This window comes from Candidatus Binatia bacterium (assembly GCA_023150935.1).
Taxonomy (GTDB): Bacteria; Desulfobacterota; Binatia; order HRBIN30; family HRBIN30; genus JAKLJW01.
This window is the reverse complement of record JAKLJW010000026.1, coordinates 1-21,234: the sequence shown is the minus strand read 5'-3', so window position 1 is coordinate 21,234 and position 21,234 is coordinate 1. Positions and strand designations below refer to the sequence as shown.

The window sequence follows — 21,234 nt, the reverse complement described above, 5'->3', positions numbered from 1 at the left end:
TGCGTTTGCCCCGGGGAAGCCGCGGCGTTCGCCGGCGTCGCGGGGCTCGCCGGCGCGGGGTCGGCAGAGACAATCCCGATGGGTGTTTGCTGTCGCTGTTGGCGCCTGTGTTTGCGCTTGTTGCCCATCGTCGATTACGCCAGCGGGCCCGCAGGGGCTGCCGGCAGCGGCGGGAGTGTAGCCGAGAACTCAGTCGGTCACGAGCCCCGCGGGGCCGGAAGCGCGAGCGACTGCCTTGCTTCTGCCGGCGACTGCGCGCGATGATCGGAAAGAGTGGGGCTTGCCGGGCTGCGAGGTCGACGGAAAGGAACGCCGAAATGGGCCGGATCGATGGTGGTGAAATCCTGGTGCGGGTCTTCGAGCAGCAGGGCATTGACGTCGTCTTCACGCTCCATGGCGGGCATCTCGATGCCATTTATCAGGCCGCCCGCGGTCGTAAGGTGCGCTGGGTCGACACGCGTCACGAGCAGGCTGCCGGGCACGCGGCCGACGGTTGGGCGCGCACCACCGGCAGGGTGGGTGTCGCCATCGTCACCGCCGGCCCGGGCGTCACCGACATCGTCACCGCCGTCACCAACGCTTACCTCGACTGCGTCCCGACCCTGTTCATCGGCGGCGCCGCGCCGTTACGAGACGCCGAGACTTTGCCCTTGCAAGGCGGCTTCGATCAGGTGGCGCTCATGACCCCGATTACCAAGTGGGCGCACCGCGTCACCCACACGCATCGCATCGGAGACCTCGTCGCGCAGGCGCTGCGGGTGGCCACGACCGGCCGACCCGGGCCGGTATTCCTCGAAATCCCGATCGACGTGCTGTTCGGAAAGGTCGACGAGTCGACCGTGGTCTGTCCGCGCCGGGTGCGTCCCGATAGCCCGCCCGCCCCGACGCCGGCGGCCGTCGAACAGACGGTCGAACGACTGGCCCGCGCCGAGCGGCCGGTAATTCTTGCCGGCGGTGGAGTGTGGTTCGCGGGCGCCGGCGCCGCCCTGCTCGCCTTCGCCGAAAAAGCCGGGATCCCGGTGTTTTCGAGCGGTAAGGCGCACGGCATCGTGCCTGCGGATCATCCGCTCTGCGGGCGGAGCTCGTTCGGTCTCGCCGCGCTGGCCAGAGCCGGGGCGGCGCCGGATGTCGTTCTCCTTCTCGGTGCACGCCTCGGTCTGTTCACCGGCGGACGCGGCGGCGGGTTCCTTGCCGGTTGCGAACTGATTCAGGTCGACATCGCCGGGGAGGAGATCGGCCGCAATCGCGACGTCGATCTCGGTATCGTTGCCGACTGCGGCGAGATGCTACGCGCCCTGGAGGCCGCCGCCGGCGAGCGAAAATGGCCCGACCGATCGCTCTGGCAGCAGACGGTGCGCCAGGCGGCGAGCATGGCCTCGGCGATGTTCGGCCATACTCTGGACGACTGCAACGCGCGCATCCATCCGTACCGACTGGGGCACGAACTCGCCCGCATCGCTGGACCCGACGCGGTGCTGGTCGGAGACGGGGGTGAAACGTCGGGGTGGCTGGACATGGCCGCGTCGATCCATGGCGGCGGCCGATGGCTGTCGCACGGCTATCTGGGTTGTCTCGGCACCGGGTTGCCGTTCGCCATCGCCGCCAAGGTCGCGCACCCGCAGCGTCCCGTCGCCTGCATGATCGGCGACGGCTCCGTCGGCCTTAACTTCGCGGAGTTCGACACCATGGTCCGGCACCGCCTGCCCATCGTCATCGTGGTCAACAACGATGCCCAGTGGGGCATGTCGGCGCACGGCCAAGACCTCATCTTCGGTGAGGGGCATCGGGTGGTGACCGATCTTGCGCCGACCCGCTACGACCTCGCGGCCGCCGGCTTCGGCTGCCACGGCGAGCATGTCGAACGAGCGGAGGAACTGCGGCCGGCGCTGGAGCGAGCATTTGCCGCCGGGGCGCCGGCCTGCGTAAATGTCCTGACCGATCCCACCGCGATCTCGCCGGTTACCCTGGCAATGGTGGGCGCCGCGAGCACCGAACCGGCGCCGGCCGAGGGCAAGGGCGAAACGGTAATTCCTTACTACGACAACCTCGACAAGGAATGAGCCGCCCACCAGGGTACGGGGGCGCTCCGGGATCCGGCGGAAATCGTCGGATGGACCCGGCCGTCGAGAGGGCCGGGTCCATCCCCGAGGCTTACCGCGCCTCGACCGGTCAGTCTTCGGCGGCCGGGGCGGCGTCGTTCGCGGTAAGCTCGTCGGCGATGATCACGCCGTGCAGGTAAGTGAACGAGCCTACCAACCAGAGCGCCGTCCCGATCCCGAGGCCGATGAGGGTCGTTCTCGCGAACGGGACCGCATTGGCAAACAGGATGTCGGAGATGCCGGCATTGACGCCGCCCGCAAACGAGGCGACGCAATAGCCGACGACGCCGAGGATCGTCACGACGAACCCGGCCATGATCATCCACCGGCCGACCTGTTGCTGCGATTCGGCTCGGGCCAGCCGTTCGGCTGCGGTCGCGGTGCGAACCTCGAGGGCCGTCGTGCGTGCGGCGATGCCGCCCACGGTTCGGGAAACAGTCGGTGTGCTCATCATGATGCTTGATCTCCTATTAGCGTTTCGCGAGCGCCGGCGCGCTCGGTAAGTGGCAGTGAACGGGCAGCGCAACGGGTCGACAGGACCAGCACGTATACGAACCGGCTCATGAGGCCGAAGAAAGTCAGCAGCCAGGCGATCAGCGCCACCACCACGAACCCCCGGGCCAGCCAGAGCAGCGCCGGCAGGTCGAAGACCTCGACCAGCCGGAACGTGCACGTCGCGTACATGCCGAGCGGGAACACCAGCCCCCAGTAAAGCGGGTCGTAAGCGAAGCGGACGCGCCGCACGATGTACCGCCAGATGCCGAGAGCCACGAGCATCGGAATCCACCAGGTCGCCGTCGCCCAGTAGAGGATGGTGAAGCCTTTCACGAATGGCGCGATGGACGTCATGAGCGCCGTGTCGCCGAGGTCGGAGAGCAAACTGGTACCGGCCAGGGTCGAAATCGCGACCGCACCCATGTTGATCCAGTACGGCGGCATCAGGTCGGACGGCAGAAAGCGGCAGAACGTATACCGATAGAAGATCAGCGAAATGATCCAGATGTAGAGCATGCCGCCGGCGAGCCAGCACGACGCCAGCAGGAAGGCCGCCGTGTTGCGGTCGACGAAGTCGCGCGGCAGGATGCCGCAGCCCAGTACGCATACCGCCTGCGTGGCGACGACAGCCAGCAACCAGCCACCGTTGATCCCGTCGGCCAGGGCCGGCTTTTCTTCACGCACGCTCAACGCGGTGAAAATCCCGTAAGTGCACAGCAGCCAGAGCAGCACCGCGAGGAACCACAAACCGGTCGCCACAAACGGGTCGTTGCGCAACACCAGGAACTGCACTCCCAGCACGCCGGTTGCCGGCACCGAAGTGAAGAACCCGGGACCGCGCGCGTGACTCTGCACGTCGCGCAGGAAGGCGCTGCGGTGCATGGTGAGCCGTACCAGGGTTGCCAGCCACACCAGCAAGTACGAGGGAACGCTGATCCAGAACAGCAACTCGGCAAACAGTCCCAGCCCGAGGCGCTGGCACGCGATCGAGACGATGCCCGTCGCCATCGTCACCGCGAAGTGCGACGGATGAAGGGCTTCGATCCCCTGATCGACGAATCGAGTCACGGGCTCGAACGCTGAGTGCTGCTCGGAACGTCCGTCTGTCATGCACCTTCAGTATGCACGACAAGCGCGCCGACACGTATCCGTCACGGTCCGACAGTCGGGTAGGACACGGAAAAAACCCGGGTAGGTGTTCGTCCTACACGCTCAAGCCGCCAGCCCGTGGCGTACCGCGTACTGGATGATCTCGGCGTTCGACTTGAGCCCCATCTTCTCGAGGATGCGGGTGCGGTACGTACTGACGGTCTTGACGCTCAGCCGCAGGCGTTCCGCGATCGTCGATACCGAGGCGGCGGAGGCCAGCAGCAGAAACACCTCGAGTTCGCGCGGCGACAGAGCTTCGTGCGGCTTGCCGCGCGCATCCATCGCCAGGTGATCGGCGAGCTGCTCGGCCAGGGTTTCCCCGATGTAGCGTCGCCCCGCCAGCACGGCGCGGATGGCCCGGAAAAGCTCGTCCGGCGGCCGGCCCTTGGTGAGATATGCGGAGGCTCCCGCGCCCAGCGCCTCGATGACGAACTGACGCTCGCCGTACATGCTGAGAACGATTACCGGCAGCGCCGGTCGCAACTGCCGCAGCGCCGGCAGCTCGTGCAGTCCGTTCCGCTCTCCCAGAGAGATATCGAGAATCAACAGGTCCCACGACGCCGCGCGCACCTGATCGCGCAGCTCTTTGGCGGTCGCCACTTCGCCGATGACCACGCCCGGGAACTCGTCCTCCAGAATGCGCCGCAAACCCGACCGAAACATGGCGTGGTCGTCGGCGAGCAGGAAACGCATGGTCAGTCTCCGTCCTCGACCGCGTCGGGAGCACGCCGCGGCAGACGCACCTCCACCGTGGTCCCAACGCCCGGCGCACTCGAGATCTTGCACGAGCCGCCGGCCAGATGTGCGCGCTCCTTCATGCCCAACAACCCGAGCGCGTGTTTACTATCGCTCGACGCGTCGTCCATGCCGATTCCGTTATCCTGGACACAAAGGGTCAGCCCGTCTTCGGTTCCCACCAGATCGATGCGCACCTCGGTAGCATTAGCGTGCCGCAGGACGTTCGTAAGAGCCTCCTGGGCGATACGATACAACGTGGTCGCAACCAGATTATCGCACGGGTCGCCGGCGTCGCGGACGTCGGAAATCACGGCGAGGCCGGACTTGGCTTCAAACTCGTTGGCCAGCCCCTGTACGGCCGCGGCGATACCCAGCCGATCCAGTGCGGCGGGCCGCAGCTCGGTGGCAATGCGGCGGACGAACTCGATGGCACCCTGGATGTGCCCGATCATCGCGTCGACCGATTCGCGCAGCGCGCGATTGCAGTCGTCGCGAGCCCCGGTAACGCAGACCCGCTGCAGGCGCGTCAGGTCGATAGTCAGACTGGTCAGCACCTGTCCGAGCTCGTCGTGCAGTTCGCGGGCGATGCGCTCGGCCTCCGAGTCTCGCGCGACCTGGAGCCGGTGCGACAGCGCCCGCAGCCTTTCCTGAGTTGCCATCGCCTCCCAGTGGCGGGCCGCAAGCGCGTCCGCCATGACGTTGAACGAGCTGGCCAGGTCGCGCAACTCGCCGTGACTTTCGGGGAGCGGCGTCCGCACCGACAGGTCGCCCGCTCCGAAGCGGCGGGCGGTGTTCGAAAGGCTGTGGACCACGCGCAGAACCGAAACCTCGGTGGCGAGAATTGCCACGGCGATCGTGAACACGGTCAGGACTACGAGGCCGATCATGGTTCGGTAGAACACGCGGGCCGCCTCGCTCTGTACCTGTTCGTACGGCAAGCCGACGACGGCGAACAGGCCGTTCATGCCCCCCATCGGAGTGGCGACGAAGAAACGCCGGGTGCGTGGCTTGCCGACGTCGAGGACCAGACCGCCGGTCCGGTGCAGCACCCGATCGAGTCCGGCGATGCTCGGCGCGCCGCCGGGTGCCGGGGCCGCCGCGGTGTCGCCCGACTGCGCCAGAACACGGGCCTCGCGGTCGGTGATCAACAGGGCGTAGTCGGGCGGCAGCTTGGCCTGGTGCGCCAGCTTGTCCAGCCAACCCAGATCGAGGGCGACGAAAGCCACCCAGCACGGGAGCTGCGAGGCATCGCGAATTGCGTAGGCGACGTGCAGCACCGGGCGGCGGACGATCGGACCGATCGTATACGAGCCCACCTCGGCCTCGTTCGAGGACAGGGCCCGCGCAAAAACGGGATTGTCGGCCATGTTCAGCGGCGGCTGGAAGCCGACCGCGCTGCAGACGAGGCGGCCGCGCACGTCGAGGACGCCGATGTTTGCGAATTGCGGCAGGCTGTCGAGCAGTGCCGGCAGGTACTCGGGACACGGCGACTCCGCCGCGCCGACGGCGCCGCACGCCAGCGGCGAGCCGAGGCGGTGCAGCAGGTCTTTCGCGCCGAGCAACTGGTGCGAGTGTTCGCGCGACGCCAGCACACCGAGCTGGCGGGCCTCGGTCTCCATGCGCAGCATCGCCGATTCGCGTTCGTTGGCAGCGACGTAGAATATGGCCAGCAGCGCCGGCACCGTTGCAAAGCAGACCAGCAGGATCAGGCGACCACGCAGGGTGACGAACAGCCCCAAAAAGCCTCGGAACATCGATCTTCTTTTGCCGGCGCTGCTCGTGGCCGTTCTCCCTCCGGTTACGATGCGTGCCGCCAGCCGCGAATACCTGGGTGCGCGATCGTGCCGCCGATGCGGCTTGCCGTTAGCAGCTTTCCACGCATGGGGAAACCGCTTGACCACGCCGCGGGCCAGGCGGATACAATGAAAAACAGGCAATGCCTTTGGACGCTCCCGAGGAACAACGCTCGCCGCGCCGGGTTGGCAGCCCGCCGCGGGAGGAGGACGATCCGCGCTACCGGCGGGCGCGGGCCGCCTATCTGCGCCTGCTGAGCGAGGGGCGGCTACGCTGCGGAGAGACCTGCCCCCTGTGGACGGTGGGTCACTGCACGACCCGTTGCTGGTGAGATCCGCCGTCGGTCGCGAAGCCGCCGCCGTCCGACCCCGCCGCCCGTGGACCTCACCCCGCCCGCGCTGCCCTAGCGTCGATCAGTTCGGTCCGTACCCGGCCGCTACCGCCTTCGCCGCGTAGCGCCAGTCCAGCTTCCATTCCGTACGCGTACTCGTACACGGACCGATGGCACGCAGCGATGAAGTTGGACCACGAGCGGTTTGACGTCTACGGGTGAGTTGCCGTGTACGTGTACGACTACGGGGGAGAGGCCGGCTCGGCGTCGCCAGCAGGGGCGCTTTCGTGTATCTAATCGGCGCTACCGGCGGCGGAGCGGAGCGTCATGGAAACTGCCTATATCCTCTCGGTGTGGCTGCACATCCTCGCGGCGATGGTGTGGGTGGGTGGCATGCTCTTTCTCGTCCTCGTCGTGGTGCCGCTGCTGCGGCGCGGCGATCGAGCGCAAGCCGCCGCCTTTCTGCACGCGGCGGGGCTGCGTTTTCGCACCGTCGGCTGGGTGTCCTTCGGGATTCTGCTGGTGACCGGCACCTGGCAGCTCTATGGACGCGGCGTGAGGCTCGGCGATCTGCGCGACCCGGACTTCCTGATGTCGCCCTTCGGCCGGGCTGTCGTATGGAAACTCCTGCTTTTCGCGGCGATCCTCGCGGTGAGCGCCTGGCACGATTTCGTCGTCGGACCGCGCGCCACCGTCGCGGTGCAGGAGTCCCCGGACAGCCCGGCGGCACAGTCGCTGCGCCGGCAGGCGAGCTGGCTCGGCCGCGCCAACGTTCTGCTGGCGCTGTGGATCGTCTTCGTTGCGGTCACGCTAGTCCGGGGCTGGCCCTGGTAAGGTCGGCAACCGAGCATGACGACCGCGCCAGTTCCGGACCCGATCGCACAGGCCCTCGCCGCGGAACGGGTCCGCAACGGCCGTATCGTTGGCTTCGTACGGCTCGGCGCGGTGAGTACGGCCCTGTTGCTCGACCGCACTCTGGCCCTCGCGAGTTTGTCGTTCATCGGTCCTCCGCTACCGCTGTTCTTTCTCTGGATCGTGCTCGGGGTTGCCGTCACCGTCGCCGCGCAGCGGTCGGAGCGGGTCGCGGAGCGCAGCGGCCTTGCCGTGCCGCTCATGGACATGCCGTTCCTCTACTCCATGATGCGCGAACTCGTCGACCGGCTGGCGGTCGGGGGATTCGCGGATGACGCACGATCGATCGCGGTGTCGTCGACGGTGTTCTTCGTCCTGTTACTGTTTCTGACCTCTATGCTCATCGGGCAACGCGAGGTGTATTTTGCGGCCTTCGTTGCCATGACGCTCGAGGTTGCCCTCGGCGTTCAGGCGCGGGCGCCCGATCTCCCGCGCACGGCGCCCCTGCGCGGCTAGCTTATCGCCATGCGCAAGTGCGTGTACTCGACCACCTGACGCAGGGCGCAGGCGGCGCGCCGCGCGGTGGCGAAGCCGAGTACGCCGCGGTCGTGCAGTTGGCGCCGCAGCGCCGCCGATTCGGCCGGACGGTGCGGGGCGTCGACGACCACGGCGAACGGCTTCGGCGAACGCTGCGCGAACGCCGCCAGCACTGCGATAACGGTCGCGGCCAGATCGGGATGCTCCCGCCAGATGTCGAGGGTCAGGCCCGCCCCGAGATCGAGCGCCACGACATCTATTTCCGGCGCCGCGTCGAGGACCGCGAGGATGCGCTCCAGGTTGTCGGCCCGGAACCCCATGACGATGGTACTGCCGGCGTCGAGCGGATTGCCGAAGCTTCCCCCCACCTTCTGGAAGAACTCCGCGAGGACGCTGCGAGACGTGTCGTCGAGCGGCGGAACCGACAAACCCGCGGCGGCGAAGGCGTCGGTCATCGCCACCGACGGCCCGCCCGTCATCGCCACCAGACCCGCGCGCCAGCCTGTTGCGCCCTTGCCTGCCGCCAGCGCCCGCGCCGTGTCGATCAGGGCATCCAGCGAATCGACGGCCAGGGCTCCCGCTTGCCGGACCATACCGCGCCATACGGCCGTCGGGGTGGCCAGGGCGGCCGTGTGCGAGAAGATTGCGCGCGCCCCGGCGGCGCTGACGCCGCCCTTCCACAGAACCACCGGCTTGCGGGGGGTGGTCGCCCGCAACTCCTCGAAAAAGCGCCGGCCCGCCCGAACACCCTCGATGTACGCGCCGATCACCGCCGTCTCGCGGTCGTCGCGCATGTACGCGAGGAAGTCCGTCGCGTCGGCGACGGCGCCGTTGCCGATACTCACCGCCGTACGGACCCCCAGCCCGTCAGCGGGCGCCCGCTGACAGAAGGCGATGGTGTGCGTGCCGCTCTGGCCGATGAAACTCGCCTTCCCCGCCGCCGCCGCACCCGACGGCAGACCGGGGTAATTGCACAGCCCGAGACTCGGATTGGCCACTCCCATGCAGTTGGGACCGATCAGGAGGACGCCCTCGCGCTGTGCCAGCGCGACGATTTCCCGTTCGAGACGAACGCCCTCGTCGTCACCCGCTTCGGAAAACCCCGCCGTGAACAGCGTCACCGCCGGCACGCCGACCTGCACGCAATCGGCGAGCACGCGCGGTACCACCGCCCGCGGCACCGCGACGACCGCGTAGTCGACCGGTTGCGGAATCTCGCGGAGAGTGCGGACGTTCGGTACGCCGAGCGCCTCGATCGCCGCGATTTCGTGCGGATCGATCTGCACCGAATAGAGCCTTCCGGCGAACCCCTGCAGCGCGCGCAACCACATGAAGCCGTTCATCGCCTTGTCGCCGACGACGGCGACGACGCGCGGGTGAAAGGCGCGATCGAAGAGACGAAACGGCAGCGTCACGGAGCCATCTCCAGCAACACTCGGGCATCGACGGCAACGACACGGTCGGCGTAAGCGAGCAGCGGATTGAGATCGATCTCGCGGATGTCGGGCCGCGCAACGAGCAGCGCCGACAACTTCAGCAACACGTCGGCGAGAGCGTCGATCGCCACCGCCGCTCGGCCGCGCGTCCCTTTCAGCACGGCGGCCGCCGCCAGCTCGTTCCACATCTCCCGGGCATCGCGGGGCGTCAGCGGCACGAGCCGAAAACTCACGTCGTTAAGCGCTTCCACCCATATGCCGCCAAGGCCGCACATCACCACGGGACCGAACTGCGGGTCGACGTTCGCGCCGGCAACCAGTTCCAGCCCGCCGGCCGGCGCCATCGGCTGGACCGACACGCCGTCGATCGCTGCATCGGGCCTTGCCGCACCAACCGCGGCGAGGATGGCCGCGAACGCGGCCTCGACGGCAGCTGGCGAATCGAGCCCGAGACGCACTCCACCGGCCTCGGACTTGTGCACGACCGCCGCCGACACCACCTTCAACGCAACGGGAAAACCGAGCCGACCGGCCACGGCAACCGCCTCGGCGGCGGCGCGGGCCGGCACGGTCGGAATGACGGGAATTCCGGCCCCGGCAAGCAGAGCCTTCGATTCGATCTCGTTGAGCGCATGTCCCGGCACCCGCGCCGCATAGCAGGAAAGTCGGCTCGCCGTAAGCGCCGCACGCCGACGTCCGCATGGCGCAAGTGCCGGTCCCCCCGCCGCCGGCCCTCCGACGCAACTTGCGCCGCCGCGCGTTCATGGCGTAACCCTCCCAGCATGACGACGTCTTCGCCGATGGTTACCGCCGACCCACTGCACGCGACGGTCAAGTTCTTCGCCGATTCCCACGAAGCGGCGCCGGACGTGCTGTTGGCCGCCACGTTCGTGAACACCTACGCCCTGCGTACGCCGGCCGGCTTGCTGCTCGTCGATCCGGGTTTCGAGCACACAGCCGACGCCTGGCACCGCGCCGTACGCGCCTGGAGCGATGCGCCTCTGCACACCGCGGTCTATACCCACGGCCACGCCGACCACGCCTTCGGCCTCGGTCCGTACCTGGCGGCCGGCGAACGTCCGCTGATCGTGGCCCAGGAGAACTGCCCGGCGCGCTTCCGCCGCTACGCGCTTACCCACGGCTGGAACGCGCGCATCAATCAGCGCCAGTTCAGCCTGCCCGCACCGATGTTCCCGAGCCGGTTCCACTGGCCGAGCGTGACCTTCCGCGAGGCCATGACGCAACGCCTCGGCGATCTCGAGGTGCACTATGTTGCCGCCAGGGGCGAGACCGACGACGCCTGCTACGTCTGGGTGCCCGCCCGCGGCTACCTCTTCACCGGCGATCTGATCATCTGGCAGGCCCCGAACTGCGGTAACCCGCAAAAGGTGCAGCGCTACCCGGTGGAATGGGCCGAGGCCCTGGAAGCCATGGCGGGACTGGATGCCGAGTGGCTCTTCCCCGGTCACGGTCTCGTCGTGCACGGCCGCGCCGCGGTGCGCACGGTGCTCACCGAGACCGCCCGCTATCTGCGCGTGTTGATCGATCGGGTGCTGGCGCGGATGAACGCCGGGGAGACACCCGAGGAAATCGTTCAGGCGGTCGAGCCGGACCCCGAGCTGGCGCAGCGGCCGTTCCTGCAGGCGAACTACGACCATCCCAAGTTCATCGTGCGCAACCTGCTGCGTCTGTGGGGCGGGTGGTGGAACGGCAACGCCGCCGAGTTGCTGCCGGCCAGTGCGGCGGCGCAGGCGGCGGAGGTCGCCGCGCTGGCCGGCGGCGTCGACCGCCTGGTGGCACGCGGCCGCATGCTGCTCGAAACCGGCAACCTGGCACTGGCGGCGCACGTGGCCGAATGGGCGACGCGTGCCGCCGTCGGCGACGCCGCGGCCCAGACGCTCAAGCGTGATGTCTACGAGCGCCGCATGCTGGCGGAAACGTCCCTGATGGCGCAGGGCATCTTCCGCGCCGCGATGGCCGACGCCAGGCGGGCCCTCGGGGAGGAGTAGCGGAACGTTGGAAGACCGTGCCGACCGCGCCGCGCGGAACATAGAACACGAACCCGGAGCGCCGGCGGATGGCGTGCGGGTGCGGCTTCGGGCCGGCGTGGCGTCGCTCGCCGTGAGCGCCGTGCTCCTGTGCGCCAAGTTCTTCGCCTATCGGCTCACCGGTTCGACGGCGATCTTGTCGGATGCGTTCGAAAGCATCGTCAACGTCGTCGCTGCCGGCTTCGCGGTCTTCAGCCTGCACCTCGCGGCGACGCCGGCCGACCGCGGTCATCCCTACGGGCACGGCAAGATCGAGTTCTTCTCCGCAACCTTCGAGGGCGGCCTCATCGCCTCTGCCGCTCTGCTGATCGTCTACCAGGCGGTCTCGGCCCTGGTGCAGGGCGTGGAAGTGCGCGAGCTCGACGCCGGCCTGGCAATCGTCGCCGCCGCCGGCACAGTGAATCTGGCGCTCGGAGCCTTCCTCGTCCGCACCGGGCAACGCCACAACTCGCTGACCCTGGTGGCCGATGGCCGGCACGTCCTGTCCGACTTCTGGACGACGGTCGGCGTGATCGCCGGCCTGTCGCTGGTGCGGGTGACCGGCATCGTCTGGTTCGACCCGCTCGTGGCTGTCGTCGTCGCCGCGAATCTCGGTTGGACCGGCTTGCAACTCGTGCGTCAAGCCGCCGGCGGCCTTCTCGATGCCGAGGACGTGACTTTACTCGGCAGGCTGGTCGCGATCCTCAACGCCACGCCCGAACCCGGCGTGATCCGCGTCCATCAGGTGCGCGCCATTCGTTCGGGCCGGTTCAGCTACGTCGAAGCGCACCTGGTCATGCCGGAGTTCTGGACGGTGGATCGCGCGCACGACACCGCCGACGCGCTCGAGCGACGGCTGCTTGCCGCCGGCGCCATCGAAGGCTCGTTCGTGTTTCACCTCGATCCGTGCCGGCGGTCGCTGTGCGCGGTGTGCGAGGTGTCCGACTGCCCGATTCGCGCGGAACCTTTTCGCCGGCGCGTTCCCTTTACCGTCGAGGAAGTCGTCGAACCCGACAGCGCGCAGCCCGGCCGATAGACTCGCCCGAGTCACTTCCCGGGCATGGGATGGGCGCGGAAGAAATCCCAGATCTGCTGCGTGGCCGCGGGCGGCCAGCGGTGGCCGAAGTCGCCTTCGCAGTACCGTACTTCGGCCCCGTCGCGACACTCGCGGTGGTATTCGCAACCGTTGCTGGCGCTCTCGCGGCAGGCGTCGTGCCGTATCCAGAAGTCACGGGCCTGCCGGGCCTGCTCCACGGGAACGACGGTATCCTGTCGGCCGTGAATGATGAGCACCGGGACGCCACGCCCGGGCGTGCACGGCACCGTCACCCGGCCCCCACTGACGGAAGCGACAGCGGCGACGCGATCCGGCAGCGCACACGCGAGCACGTGACTCAGGAAGCCGCCGTTCGAAAAGCCGGTGGCGAAGATGCGGGCGCGGTCGACGCAATACGTGCGTTCGAGATAGTCGAGGAGGGCGCGGACGAAGTCCACGTCGCGGTTGCCGGCGATCTTGTAAATCTCCCACCCTGCACCGCTGCGGCCGATGAGCCGCACGGGCAAGCCGTCGGGATACACGGCGATGAATCCGTCACGCGCCGCTATGTCCTTGAACTCGGATACCCGCCAGACCCCGGCCCCGCTGTGTCCGAGACCGTGGAAATCGAACAACACCGGTGCGGGCTTGCCGGCCCGCACGCTTTCGGGGACGTCGAGCAGATAGTGCCGCTCGACGCCGTCGACGGAGATGGTCCGATCCAGCGGGCGCCCGTGTGCCACGGTCGTCGCGCCGCAGCCCGCACTCGGGATCGGTGTGACCTCGGCAAAGGCCTCGTGGCATCGGAGGACGGTGGACCAGGAAAGCAGCAGCACGGCAGCGAGCAGGATCATAGCCGCCCAACCTTACGCCGGGCCGCGTAAGACGTCCATGCGGCGGGCCGTTCCGGCTTCGTTCCGGAATTCGACCGGGGACCGGCTTCAGTGCGCCGTTCGGCAGGGTGTCGACACGACGGCGACGCTCAGACAGTATACCCGCACTGTTCGCAACGTTGCGTTAGGAGGACACGGATGAAGCTGTATCACGCCAGGCAGTCGCGTTCGATACGCCCGCGCTGGTTGTTGGAGGAGATCGGAGTACCGTACGAGCTGGTGACTCTGGACATGTCGAAGCAGGAGCACAAGGCCCCGGACTACCTGAAAATACACCCGCACGGGGCACTGCCGGCACTGGTCGACGGCGACCTGGCCTTGATCGAGTCGGCGGCCATTTGCGCCTACCTGGCGGACAAGTATCCGGAGAAGCGGCTGGCTCCGCCGGTTGGCTCGCCGGTGCGCGGTCCCTATTACCAGTGGATCGTCTACACCATCGCGACCATGGAGCCGCCGCTTATCGACGTGTTCATGAACACGGTCAGGCTGCCCGAGGCAGAGCGCTCGCCGGCCAAAGTCGAAGCGGGCAGAGTGGCGTGGAAGAAGGTGGCCGAGGTGCTCTCCGGCGCGTTGCAAGGCAAGCAATACCTGCTCGGGAACGAGTTCAGCACCGCTGACGTGATGGTCGGCTCGACCCTGGCGTGGGGTCAGTTCCTCGGTTTGCTGGAGGGTTTCCCGGTACTGCAGGAGTACGTGGGCCGGCTGGCCTCGCGCCCGGCGTTCGTGCGGGCGCAAGAGTAAGCGCGACGCGCCCCCCTCCGGTCGCGCTTCCTCACCACCAGAGCAGATTCACGCGAATCGGTTGTGCACACGCCCGGCCGCCGGCCGTGCGGCCGGCAGCCGGCGCGGTGGTCACCAACGAGCAATCGACCGGATCGGGGCCGATCTCGGCCAGCCCGAGGGTGAATGGCGCAGCTCTGTACCCGAGGCTGAAGTCGCGCAGGGTGAACGGTTCCGGCGCTCGCTGCGCCGGAACCGAGTGCAGGTCGATGCGGTGAAAGTCGGGCCTCTTCTCGGCCGGCTGCGTCGTTGCCCCGGTCGATCCCGCCGTCCGCTCGAGCACCGGCGCTGCGAGGGCGACGAGATCCTGAGCGTGCAGCAGCGGCGGACTTACCGCCGCGAGTACCACGACCGTTCCGGCGGCGCAGATCGCATGGCGAGACCAGGGCGGGATGCGCAGGCGGATGCTGCGGCGTACGATCGATACGTTGCGGCTCAGACCCATGGCTGCTCCCTTTCGCGCCCGCCCCGGCCACGTGTGCCGCGGCCGCGGAAACGGGTCGCCGTTGCAGTGGAGCAAGCCGAAGGCCAGCCCGGGCAGCCTGCTTTAGATGCGGGGAACGCCGGCAGATTGCCGGCGGCGGCGTTGCCTACCGGCTCGCAATCGTCATCGGGGTGACAGCGATAACCGGCCGGTCACGCTCGGCGCACGGCGATGCGGCCGTGCGATGGCCATAACTCCGCTCTTGAGGGACGGTTCTTTTGCGAAAGGACGCCGGCCATTGTGTGTGCAGGCCCGGGTGCGATGTGGTCGCCATGCTGACCAAGCTCGGTCGGCGCGGCTACAGCGTCGCCGAGGCGCCGGCCGGCTATGCGGCGGCGGGAGCTTCCGGCTGGCAGCGCCGCCGCGCCTGAACCGCGCCGTTAGCCTCCACCATTGGCGGCCGCACGGGGCTTACGGTATTGTCGGGGCCGAGGATCGAAGCATGCAACAGACAACGATTGCCGAGCCACCTGGTTTCACGGAACTGTCGAAGACCGAACAGGTTCGATATCTGCAGGACCTGTGGGATCGAATTGCCGAGCGGCCGGGAGAGCTACCCGTTCCGGAGAGCCACTTGCAAGTCGCCGAGGAACGCCTCGCCGAATACCGGCGTGATCCGAGTCGTGCTCGCTCAGCATACGAAGTGATCGATCGCTTGGCCGAGAGGGCCAAGAAGCCGCGGTGACCAAGTCTCGGTTGATCTCGGAGCCGTCCGTCGATCTCGATGTGGAGGCGGCGTTCGAATGGTACGAGACGGAACAGGCAGGGCTCGGCGTCGAGTTTCTGGATGAAGTTCGGGCATCGTACAACCGCATCGCCGACAGCCCGCTCAAGTACCAGGAACTGCGCGGCGGCATTCGTCACGCGCTCGTCAGGCGCTTTCCGTACGCCGTCTACTTCGCCGTGGAAGGCGACATCACTATCGTGCTCGCGGTGTTGCACGCGAGTCGCGATCCGGCGGAGTGGCAGCACCGCCGAGGCTAACCCGCCGTTCGAGCTGGCGACGGGCTATAGCGGCGATCCATTGGCCCGCCGCAGCTCAACGGCAGCGCGTTATGGGATGGTGCCGTTACTTGCCGTACGACCCGCCGATATGGTCGTAGGGGTCGACTCCCTCGGCGAGTTCGCGCTTGTAGCGCAGGTCGTCGATGTAACGTTCGAGTCCGCCGACGAGGTACTCGAGGAAATCGCGCACCGACAGAATGCCCACCGGCTTGCCGCCGTCGACGACGGGCAGGTGGCGGATCTTTTTCTCCCGGAAGATGTCCAGCACGGTTTTCACCGGTGCCTTGACGTCGATGGTCACGATGTCGCGGGTGCAGACGTGTTCGAGCTTCGTCGTTTCCGGATTGCGAAAGTCGGCGACGACGCGGTTGAGCAGATCGCGTTCGGAAAAGACGCCCTCGATCCGCTGGCCGTCGACGACCAGCACCGCGCCGATCTTGTTGTCCGCCATCCGCCGCGCGACCTCGGCCACGGTTTCCGTGGGACTAGCGGTTACCATTTCCGTGACCATCAGGGCTGCGACGCTCGCCATACGGATACCTCCCTCAGGCGCCCCCCCATACGCCTCCCGGTCGAGTGCCGCAAGGGGACGGTCGCGGGGACGGTCGCGGGCCGCGGTACCCCGTGGCCTCCCGTGGCCTCCCGTGTTATCGACTGCATCTCGCGTTGCAGCGACGGCGCTGTCCCAGCGTCCCGAGGAGGCTCTCCCATGCCCGAACCGAAGAATTGCGAACATTGCGGCGCGGCGATTCCCGCCGAAACCGCCGAAAGCCCCGAAATCGTGGTCGTGGACAACTGGACGCACTATTTCTGCTCCGAGCGCTGCAAGCTGCGGTGGGGCGAACAGGGCGAAATCGAGGAAGAGGAGTAGCCCGCGCCATGCCTACCAATCTGCGCAAACCGGCGGTCAGTCTGGCGGCCATGGCCGGCAAGCGGCGCGCCACACTCGAAGCCGCGGCCGAAGTCGAGCGCCAGGGCTTCGCCGGGATTTACTGCCCGAGCTTCGGCGACAACGTCGGCCTGTGCGAGGCGCTGGCCTTCTGTACGAAAGAGATTTCGTTCGGCACCAGCATCGCCAACATCTATACGCGCCACCCGTTCGACTACGCCCAGAGCGTCACCATGATCCACGAGCTGAGCGGCGGCCGCTTCCGCTTCGGCATCGGTATCAGCCATGCCCCGGTGACCGACCGCCTCGGTGTGCGCACCGGCAAGCCGCTGGCTGACGTGCGGGAGTTCACCGCTCAACTGCAGAAGGGCGCTCAGCGTTGGGGGACCCTGCCGCCGATCGTGTTCGCGGCGCTGCGACGCAAGATGGCGGAACTATCCGCCGAACTGGCCCAGGGTGCGGTCTGGGCCAACGCCGCCCGCTCGCACATGGCCGCCTCGATCTCGTTTCTTCCCGCGGCGGCGCGTCAGGGCGACTTCTTCATCGGCAACATGATTCCCGTGTGCATCGCCGACGACCGGGCCGCCGCCGCGGCCGTCAATCGCAAGACGCTTACCGGCTACGTCATGTTGCCCAACTATCGGGCGTACTGGATCGAGGCCGGCTACGAAGACGAGATGCGCGCCATCCAGGCCGCCATCGAAGGTGGCGAACACGACAAGCTGCCGTCGTTGATGAGCGACAGGTGGCTGCGCGACTGCACCCTGTTCGGAACCGCTGCCGAGGTGCGGGATGGACTCGAAGCCTGGTATGCCACCGGTCTGAAGACCCCCATCCTGGTGCCGTCGTCGACCCGGGGCGGGCAACTGGTAGCGTTGCAAGAGCTGATCGACGCGTTCAAGTGAGTCGAAGGTAACACGGGGACCGGAGCGTGGTCGGGGATGTTTTCATCGCCGGTGGCCGCGTGCTACTCCAGCCGATGATGAGCGATCCTTTCAAAGACCGGGTGGCGGTGATCACCGGCGGGGCCGGCGGGATCGGCATGGCCATGGCGCGTGCGTTTGCGGCGCGCGGCGCGAAGCTGGTGCTTGCCGATCTGGACGACGCCGCGCTCGCCGGCGCCGTGGGCGAGCTGACGGCGGCCGGCGGCGAGGCGCTCGGGGTACGGACGGACGTTACCGACCTCGAGAGCGTACGGGCCCTGGCCGAGGCGGCCCGGCAGCGCTTCGGCGCCGTGCACATCGTCTGCAACAATGCCGGCGTCGCCCTCTTCGGCCAGATGAGCACGGCAACCCACCGCGACTGGGAGTACACGATGGCCGTGAACTTCTGGGGCGTCGTACACGGGGTCGAATGCTTCGTTCCGCTGCTCGTCGCGCAGGGCGCCGGTGGACACATCGTCAACACGGCCTCGATGTCCGGCCTCGTCGGCATGGAGTGGCTCGGGATCTACTGCGCCTCCAAGTTCGCCGTCGTCGGTCTGACCGAATCGCTGCACCGCGAGCTGAAGCCGCTGGGTATCGGTGTCAGCGTGCTCTGCCCGATGATCGTTGCCACGAATATCAACGAGAACACGGTGCGGATGCGCCCGGCGCACTTGCGCAACCCGGGCCCCGAACCCGTGCTCCCGCCTGCCGAGGAAATGAAGGGCGGAACTATTCCGGCCGAGGAAGTCGCGCGCCGTGTCGTGCGCGGTATCGAGCGCCGCGATCTGTACATTCTCACGCACCCGCAGCAGCGGGAGTTCTTGCGGCGGCGAGCCGGCAAGCTCGACGCCATGTTCGAGGAGGGCACCTGGTGAAGAACTTGTTCTCGGTCGCAGGCAAGGTTGCCGTCGTAACCGGCGGCTCTCGCGGTATCGGACTCATGATCGCCCGGGGCTTCGTCGAGAACGGGGCCAGAGTCTATATCTCCTCGCGCAAGGCGGACGTTTGCGACCAGGTCGCCGGCGAGCTGTCGAAGGTCGGGACGTGTGTGTCGGTGCCGGCCGATCTCGGCACGGAGGCCGGGACGAAGGCGCTCGCGGCCGCCGTGGCGGCGAGGGAATCCGCCGTGCACGTGCTGGTGAACAATGCCGGCGCCAACTGGGGAGCGCCGCTGGCCGAGTACCCCGACGCGGCATGGGACAAGGTGCTGGCGTTGAACGTCAAGTCGGTATTCCACCTCACCCGGGCGATGCTCGATCTACTCGTGAAGGCGGCCACGCCGCAGGACCCCGCACGGGTCATCAACATCGGCTCGATCGACGGCTTGCGCGCGCCGGTGCTCGAAACTTACGCGTACTCCGCCAGCAAGGCTGCCGTACATCATCTTACGCGCGTGCTGGCGCATCAGCTTGCCCCGCGACACATTACCGTGAACGCGATCGCGCCCGGGCCGTTCGAGAGTAAGATGATGGCCGAGACTCTGCGCAACTTCCGCGACGCCATCGTCGGCGCCTGCCCGCTCGGCCGCATCGGCGAGCCGGAAGACATGGCCGGCGCGACGATCTTCCTCGCCTCGCGCGCCGGCGCCTACCTGACCGGCACGGTCATCCCGGTCGACGGGGGAATTTCCACGTGCGGGTAAGGATGCCGCGGATCGGGGGGTTGGGGTGGGTGGCGTTGGGGCTAACCGCCGGCCTGGTATGAAAGCCATCCGCGTCGCCGCGCACGGCGGTCCCGAAGTACTCGATTACGTCGACCTGGCGGACCCGCAGGCTGGGCCCGGACAGGTGGTTGTGCGAGTGCATGCCGCGGGCGTCAATCCGGTCGACACCTATATTCGCGCTGGGACTCAGGGATACGGTGCGCCGTTACCGTACACGCCCGGGCTCGACGCGGCCGGGGTCGTCGAGTCCGTCGGCAGTGGGGTTACCCGCTGGCGTGCCGGCGACCGCGTGTTTACCGCGGGGACGCTCAGCGGGGCGTACGCCGAGCGGGCGGTGTGCGTCGAGCGCCAGGTGCATCCGCTGCCCGACGGTGTCGGTTTCGCCGCCGGTGCCGCGCTGGGTATCCCCTACGGAACCGCGTACCGGGCGCTGTTTCAACGTGCGCGGGTGCTTCCCGGGGAAACGGTGTTGATCCACGGCGGCAGCGGCGGCGTCGGCATTGCTGCAATTCAGATGGCCCGTGCACACGGCTGCAGAGTCGTGGCAACGGCGGGAACGGATCGGGGCCGGGAGTTGGCGCGCGAACAGGGGGCCCACCACGCATTCGACCACGGCAGCGAGGGCTATCTCGGCGCCGTCCTCGCCGCGACCGGCGGGCACGGCGTCGACGCCGTCCTCGAAATGCTCGCCAATGCGAACCTCGGCAAAGACCTTGAAGTGCTGGCGCCGCGGGGGCGCGTCGTCGTCATCGGCAGTCGCGGGTCGGTGGAAATCAATCCGCGCGAGTTGATGCGGCGCGACGCCGACGTGCGTGGGATGTCGCTACTGGTGGCGCCGGAACACGATCTCCTCGCGGCCTACGCGGGGATCGCGGCAGGTCTCGAAGCCGGGGTACTGCGACCGATCGTCGGCCGCGAGCTGCCCCTGGCCGAAGCGGCGGCGGCGCATCGCCTGGTGATGGAACCGGGCGCGTTCGGCAAGATCGTGCTCGGTTGCTGAACGCCGGCCAGGCGCCGCGTGCGGCTTTCCAGCGCGCTGCCGGCACGGACCAGTTCGGCTCCCACCCTCGAACGTATCCGCACCGACACGGCAGGGGTCCATGCAGCGCAAGTTCTTCGAGCGAAGCGAATCGGCGGACCCCGGGTGACGGTCACGGTCGTGGGCGTGCGCGCCCGGCACACTCGAGCCGGCGAGAAGGTCCGTCGTTTCTGCGGGCCGAGTTGTGTTCCGGTCGGGCAGAGCCGTCACTTCCGGCCTTCTCTTTCCCATTCCGAAGCGAGGGTCGCGTAACTCGCGACGTCCTCGAACCGACCCCACTTCCTCACCGCCTCGCGGTGGATGCCCTCGCGGCGCATCCCGAGTTTCTCCAGGACGCGGCCCGATGCCGGGTTGCGGACGAGATGCCGCGCTTGAACCCGGTGCAGCCCCAGATCTCCGAAAGCGAACTTCAGGACCAAGATGCCGCCCTCGGTGCAGTAGCCGTTGTTCCAATACGGAAGACCGACCCAATACCCGAGTTCGGCCCATCCTTGCTCACGGGCAAGTTCCAGGCCGATGGCGCCAAGGAGCTCGCCGCACGGGAAGGCGATGGCGAAGTGAACATTCTTCCCGGCGGCCCAGTCGGGCGCATGCGTCGCGATCCAAGCCGCGGCTGCTCCTTCCGGGTAGGGATGCGGGATCCGGAGGGTGGTGTCTGCAATCTCTCTCGCACCGGCGAGCCGCTCGACGGCGGCGGCGTCTTCGCGTCGAAACGGCCGGAGGACCACGCGCGGTCCTCCGATGACGGGCTGCATTTCGGCTATCGGCAGATCGGTCATCTTCCAACTGCCCAACAAAGGGAGTTGCCGCGCTACGATATCCACTGCGATCCGTCAATAGCGCAGGTACGGCCCTGATCCGGCGCTAAGCGGTGAAGACCCAGTAGCCCAAAGGGGTTCGGAAAACCCGCCGGGTGGAGTCGGAAGGCCTTGACAGATGCGATTGGGCAAGCGCTATAGCGTGTCCGATATGACGAACCGCCACCGCTCCCAGCTCGAGGCCCGGCGCGAGCGCCTGCTCGGCGAGCTACGCCAGTTGCCGGACCTGATGCGCGGGAGAGT

24 protein-coding genes are annotated in these 21,234 nt (G+C 67.8%); 14 read left to right on the top strand and 10 right to left on the bottom strand.

The window, feature by feature from the left end:
- Positions 1-317 precede the first annotated feature (317 nt).
- Complete coding sequence (locus tag L6Q96_15400) at positions 318-2,060, top strand: thiamine pyrophosphate-binding protein (GenBank protein ID MCK6555941.1); 1,743 nt, start codon at positions 318-320, stop codon at positions 2,058-2,060.
- 109 nt (positions 2,061-2,169) lie between these two features.
- Here the strand turns inward: L6Q96_15400 and L6Q96_15395 are convergent, their stop codons facing one another.
- From L6Q96_15395 to L6Q96_15380, 4 genes are all read right to left on the bottom strand, one after another.
- The gene (locus tag L6Q96_15395) at positions 2,170-2,553 is read right to left on the bottom strand and encodes a hypothetical protein (GenBank protein MCK6555940.1); all 384 of its coding nucleotides are present in this window, start codon (positions 2,551-2,553) and stop codon (positions 2,170-2,172) included.
- A complete protein-coding gene (locus L6Q96_15390; GenBank protein ID MCK6555939.1) occupies positions 2,550-3,704 on the bottom strand; it encodes a tellurite resistance/C4-dicarboxylate transporter family protein in 1,155 nt (384 codons plus the stop codon). The genes L6Q96_15395 and L6Q96_15390 overlap by 4 nt, the downstream gene beginning before the upstream one ends.
- A 102-nt stretch (positions 3,705-3,806) precedes the next feature.
- Positions 3,807-4,436, bottom strand: a complete 630-nt coding sequence (locus L6Q96_15385) for a response regulator transcription factor (protein MCK6555938.1) — start codon at positions 4,434-4,436, stop codon at positions 3,807-3,809.
- 2 nt (positions 4,437-4,438) lie between these two features.
- Positions 4,439-6,235, bottom strand: a complete 1,797-nt coding sequence (locus L6Q96_15380) for a histidine kinase (protein MCK6555937.1) — start codon at positions 6,233-6,235, stop codon at positions 4,439-4,441.
- Between the two features lie 182 nt (positions 6,236-6,417).
- On the opposite strand from L6Q96_15380, the gene L6Q96_15375 reads away from it, so the two are divergent.
- The 3 genes from L6Q96_15375 to L6Q96_15365 all read left to right on the top strand — a co-directional run bounded on the left by L6Q96_15375 (position 6,418) and on the right by L6Q96_15365 (position 7,974).
- Positions 6,418-6,606, top strand: a complete 189-nt coding sequence (locus L6Q96_15375) for a hypothetical protein (GenBank protein ID MCK6555936.1) — start codon at positions 6,418-6,420, stop codon at positions 6,604-6,606.
- 327 nt (positions 6,607-6,933) lie between these two features.
- Positions 6,934-7,440 (top strand): DUF4149 domain-containing protein, encoded by a 507-nt coding sequence (locus L6Q96_15370; protein MCK6555935.1) that lies wholly within the window; start codon positions 6,934-6,936, stop codon positions 7,438-7,440.
- 15 nt (positions 7,441-7,455) lie between these two features.
- Entirely contained in the window at positions 7,456-7,974 is a 519-nt protein-coding gene (locus L6Q96_15365) for a hypothetical protein (GenBank protein MCK6555934.1), read from the top strand.
- Here L6Q96_15365 and L6Q96_15360 read toward each other — a convergent pair.
- Both L6Q96_15360 and L6Q96_15355 read right to left on the bottom strand, forming a co-directional pair.
- Entirely contained in the window at positions 7,971-9,410 is a 1,440-nt protein-coding gene (locus L6Q96_15360) for a CoA-binding protein (GenBank protein MCK6555933.1), read from the bottom strand. The genes L6Q96_15365 and L6Q96_15360 overlap by 4 nt on opposite strands.
- Positions 9,407-10,075: an acetate--CoA ligase family protein gene (locus tag L6Q96_15355; GenBank protein ID MCK6555932.1), complete on the bottom strand. Its 669-nt coding sequence runs from the start codon at positions 10,073-10,075 to the stop codon at positions 9,407-9,409. Before L6Q96_15355 ends, L6Q96_15360 begins: the two co-directional genes overlap by 4 nt.
- Before the next feature lie 138 nt (positions 10,076-10,213).
- Here L6Q96_15355 and L6Q96_15350 point away from each other — a divergent pair, with 138 nt between their 5' ends.
- Both L6Q96_15350 and L6Q96_15345 read left to right on the top strand, forming a co-directional pair.
- The gene (locus tag L6Q96_15350) at positions 10,214-11,440 is read left to right on the top strand and encodes an MBL fold metallo-hydrolase (protein MCK6555931.1); all 1,227 of its coding nucleotides are present in this window, start codon (positions 10,214-10,216) and stop codon (positions 11,438-11,440) included.
- A 7-nt stretch (positions 11,441-11,447) separates the two neighbouring features.
- On the top strand, positions 11,448-12,494 hold the full coding sequence (locus L6Q96_15345) for a cation diffusion facilitator family transporter (GenBank protein MCK6555930.1): 1,047 nt from the start codon (positions 11,448-11,450) through the stop codon (positions 12,492-12,494).
- A gap of 11 nt (positions 12,495-12,505) precedes the next feature.
- Here L6Q96_15345 and L6Q96_15340 read toward each other — a convergent pair whose 3' ends face one another.
- On the bottom strand, positions 12,506-13,348 hold the full coding sequence (locus L6Q96_15340) for a dienelactone hydrolase family protein (GenBank protein ID MCK6555929.1): 843 nt from the start codon (positions 13,346-13,348) through the stop codon (positions 12,506-12,508).
- Positions 13,349-13,525: 177 nt separating this feature from the next.
- Here L6Q96_15340 and L6Q96_15335 point away from each other — a divergent pair, with 177 nt between their 5' ends.
- Positions 13,526-14,128 carry a glutathione S-transferase family protein gene (locus L6Q96_15335; GenBank protein ID MCK6555928.1) on the top strand — a complete coding sequence of 201 codons (603 nt, stop codon included), beginning with the start codon at positions 13,526-13,528 and terminating at the stop codon, positions 14,126-14,128.
- 31 nt (positions 14,129-14,159) lie between these two features.
- On the opposite strand, the gene L6Q96_15330 is transcribed toward L6Q96_15335, so the two are convergent.
- Entirely contained in the window at positions 14,160-14,612 is a 453-nt protein-coding gene (locus L6Q96_15330; protein ID MCK6555927.1) for a hypothetical protein, read from the bottom strand.
- Positions 14,613-15,093: 481 nt separating this feature from the next.
- On the opposite strand from L6Q96_15330, the gene L6Q96_15325 reads away from it, so the two are divergent.
- Together L6Q96_15325 and L6Q96_15320 are read left to right on the top strand one after the other, a co-directional pair.
- Positions 15,094-15,336: an addiction module protein gene (locus L6Q96_15325; GenBank protein ID MCK6555926.1), complete on the top strand. Its 243-nt coding sequence runs from the start codon at positions 15,094-15,096 to the stop codon at positions 15,334-15,336.
- Positions 15,333-15,635, top strand: a complete 303-nt coding sequence (locus L6Q96_15320) for a type II toxin-antitoxin system RelE/ParE family toxin (protein MCK6555925.1) — start codon at positions 15,333-15,335, stop codon at positions 15,633-15,635. Before L6Q96_15325 ends, L6Q96_15320 begins: the two co-directional genes overlap by 4 nt.
- An 85-nt stretch (positions 15,636-15,720) precedes the next feature.
- Here L6Q96_15320 and L6Q96_15315 read toward each other — a convergent pair whose 3' ends face one another.
- Positions 15,721-16,188: a CBS domain-containing protein gene (locus L6Q96_15315; GenBank protein ID MCK6555924.1), complete on the bottom strand. Its 468-nt coding sequence runs from the start codon at positions 16,186-16,188 to the stop codon at positions 15,721-15,723.
- A 177-nt stretch (positions 16,189-16,365) separates the two neighbouring features.
- Between L6Q96_15315 and L6Q96_15310 the strand changes: the two genes are divergently transcribed.
- Genes L6Q96_15310 through L6Q96_15290 form a run of 5 tightly spaced genes read left to right on the top strand, consistent with a single transcriptional unit; the run spans position 16,366 to position 20,134 of the window.
- Positions 16,366-16,527 carry a hypothetical protein gene (locus L6Q96_15310; GenBank protein MCK6555923.1) on the top strand — a complete coding sequence of 54 codons (162 nt, stop codon included), beginning with the start codon at positions 16,366-16,368 and terminating at the stop codon, positions 16,525-16,527.
- An 8-nt stretch (positions 16,528-16,535) separates the two neighbouring features.
- Entirely contained in the window at positions 16,536-17,450 is a 915-nt protein-coding gene (locus L6Q96_15305) for an LLM class flavin-dependent oxidoreductase (protein ID MCK6555922.1), read from the top strand.
- Positions 17,451-17,476: 26 nt separating this feature from the next.
- Positions 17,477-18,346: an SDR family NAD(P)-dependent oxidoreductase gene (locus L6Q96_15300; protein ID MCK6555921.1), complete on the top strand. Its 870-nt coding sequence runs from the start codon at positions 17,477-17,479 to the stop codon at positions 18,344-18,346.
- Positions 18,343-19,113 carry an SDR family oxidoreductase gene (locus L6Q96_15295; protein ID MCK6555920.1) on the top strand — a complete coding sequence of 257 codons (771 nt, stop codon included), beginning with the start codon at positions 18,343-18,345 and terminating at the stop codon, positions 19,111-19,113. The genes L6Q96_15300 and L6Q96_15295 overlap by 4 nt, the downstream gene beginning before the upstream one ends.
- Before the next feature lie 58 nt (positions 19,114-19,171).
- Positions 19,172-20,134 carry an NADPH:quinone reductase gene (locus L6Q96_15290; GenBank protein MCK6555919.1) on the top strand — a complete coding sequence of 321 codons (963 nt, stop codon included), beginning with the start codon at positions 19,172-19,174 and terminating at the stop codon, positions 20,132-20,134.
- Between the two features lie 245 nt (positions 20,135-20,379).
- On the opposite strand, the gene L6Q96_15285 is transcribed toward L6Q96_15290, so the two are convergent.
- A complete protein-coding gene (locus L6Q96_15285; protein ID MCK6555918.1) occupies positions 20,380-20,952 on the bottom strand; it encodes a GNAT family N-acetyltransferase in 573 nt (190 codons plus the stop codon).
- Between the last annotated feature and the right edge of the window lie 282 nt (positions 20,953-21,234).

Coding starts and splice junctions, on each gene's coding strand:
- L6Q96_15400 (MCK6555941.1), top strand. CDS start 318: ATGGGCCGGATCGATGGTGGTGAAATCCTGGTGCGGGTCTTCGAGCAG.
- L6Q96_15395 (MCK6555940.1), bottom strand. CDS start 2,553: ATGATGAGCACACCGACTGTTTCCCGAACCGTGGGCGGCATCGCCGCA.
- L6Q96_15390 (MCK6555939.1), bottom strand. CDS start 3,704: ATGACAGACGGACGTTCCGAGCAGCACTCAGCGTTCGAGCCCGTGACT.
- L6Q96_15385 (MCK6555938.1), bottom strand. CDS start 4,436: ATGCGTTTCCTGCTCGCCGACGACCACGCCATGTTTCGGTCGGGTTTG.
- L6Q96_15380 (MCK6555937.1), bottom strand. CDS start 6,235: ATGTTCCGAGGCTTTTTGGGGCTGTTCGTCACCCTGCGTGGTCGCCTG.
- L6Q96_15375 (MCK6555936.1), top strand. CDS start 6,418: ATGCCTTTGGACGCTCCCGAGGAACAACGCTCGCCGCGCCGGGTTGGC.
- L6Q96_15370 (MCK6555935.1), top strand. CDS start 6,934: ATGGAAACTGCCTATATCCTCTCGGTGTGGCTGCACATCCTCGCGGCG.
- L6Q96_15365 (MCK6555934.1), top strand. CDS start 7,456: ATGACGACCGCGCCAGTTCCGGACCCGATCGCACAGGCCCTCGCCGCG.
- L6Q96_15350 (MCK6555931.1), top strand. CDS start 10,214: ATGACGACGTCTTCGCCGATGGTTACCGCCGACCCACTGCACGCGACG.
- L6Q96_15340 (MCK6555929.1), bottom strand. CDS start 13,348: ATGATCCTGCTCGCTGCCGTGCTGCTGCTTTCCTGGTCCACCGTCCTC.
- L6Q96_15335 (MCK6555928.1), top strand. CDS start 13,526: ATGAAGCTGTATCACGCCAGGCAGTCGCGTTCGATACGCCCGCGCTGG.
- L6Q96_15330 (MCK6555927.1), bottom strand. CDS start 14,612: ATGGGTCTGAGCCGCAACGTATCGATCGTACGCCGCAGCATCCGCCTG.
- L6Q96_15325 (MCK6555926.1), top strand. CDS start 15,094: ATGCAACAGACAACGATTGCCGAGCCACCTGGTTTCACGGAACTGTCG.
- L6Q96_15315 (MCK6555924.1), bottom strand. CDS start 16,188: ATGGCGAGCGTCGCAGCCCTGATGGTCACGGAAATGGTAACCGCTAGT.
- L6Q96_15310 (MCK6555923.1), top strand. CDS start 16,366: ATGCCCGAACCGAAGAATTGCGAACATTGCGGCGCGGCGATTCCCGCC.
- L6Q96_15305 (MCK6555922.1), top strand. CDS start 16,536: ATGCCTACCAATCTGCGCAAACCGGCGGTCAGTCTGGCGGCCATGGCC.
- L6Q96_15290 (MCK6555919.1), top strand. CDS start 19,172: ATGAAAGCCATCCGCGTCGCCGCGCACGGCGGTCCCGAAGTACTCGAT.
- L6Q96_15285 (MCK6555918.1), bottom strand. CDS start 20,952: ATGACCGATCTGCCGATAGCCGAAATGCAGCCCGTCATCGGAGGACCG.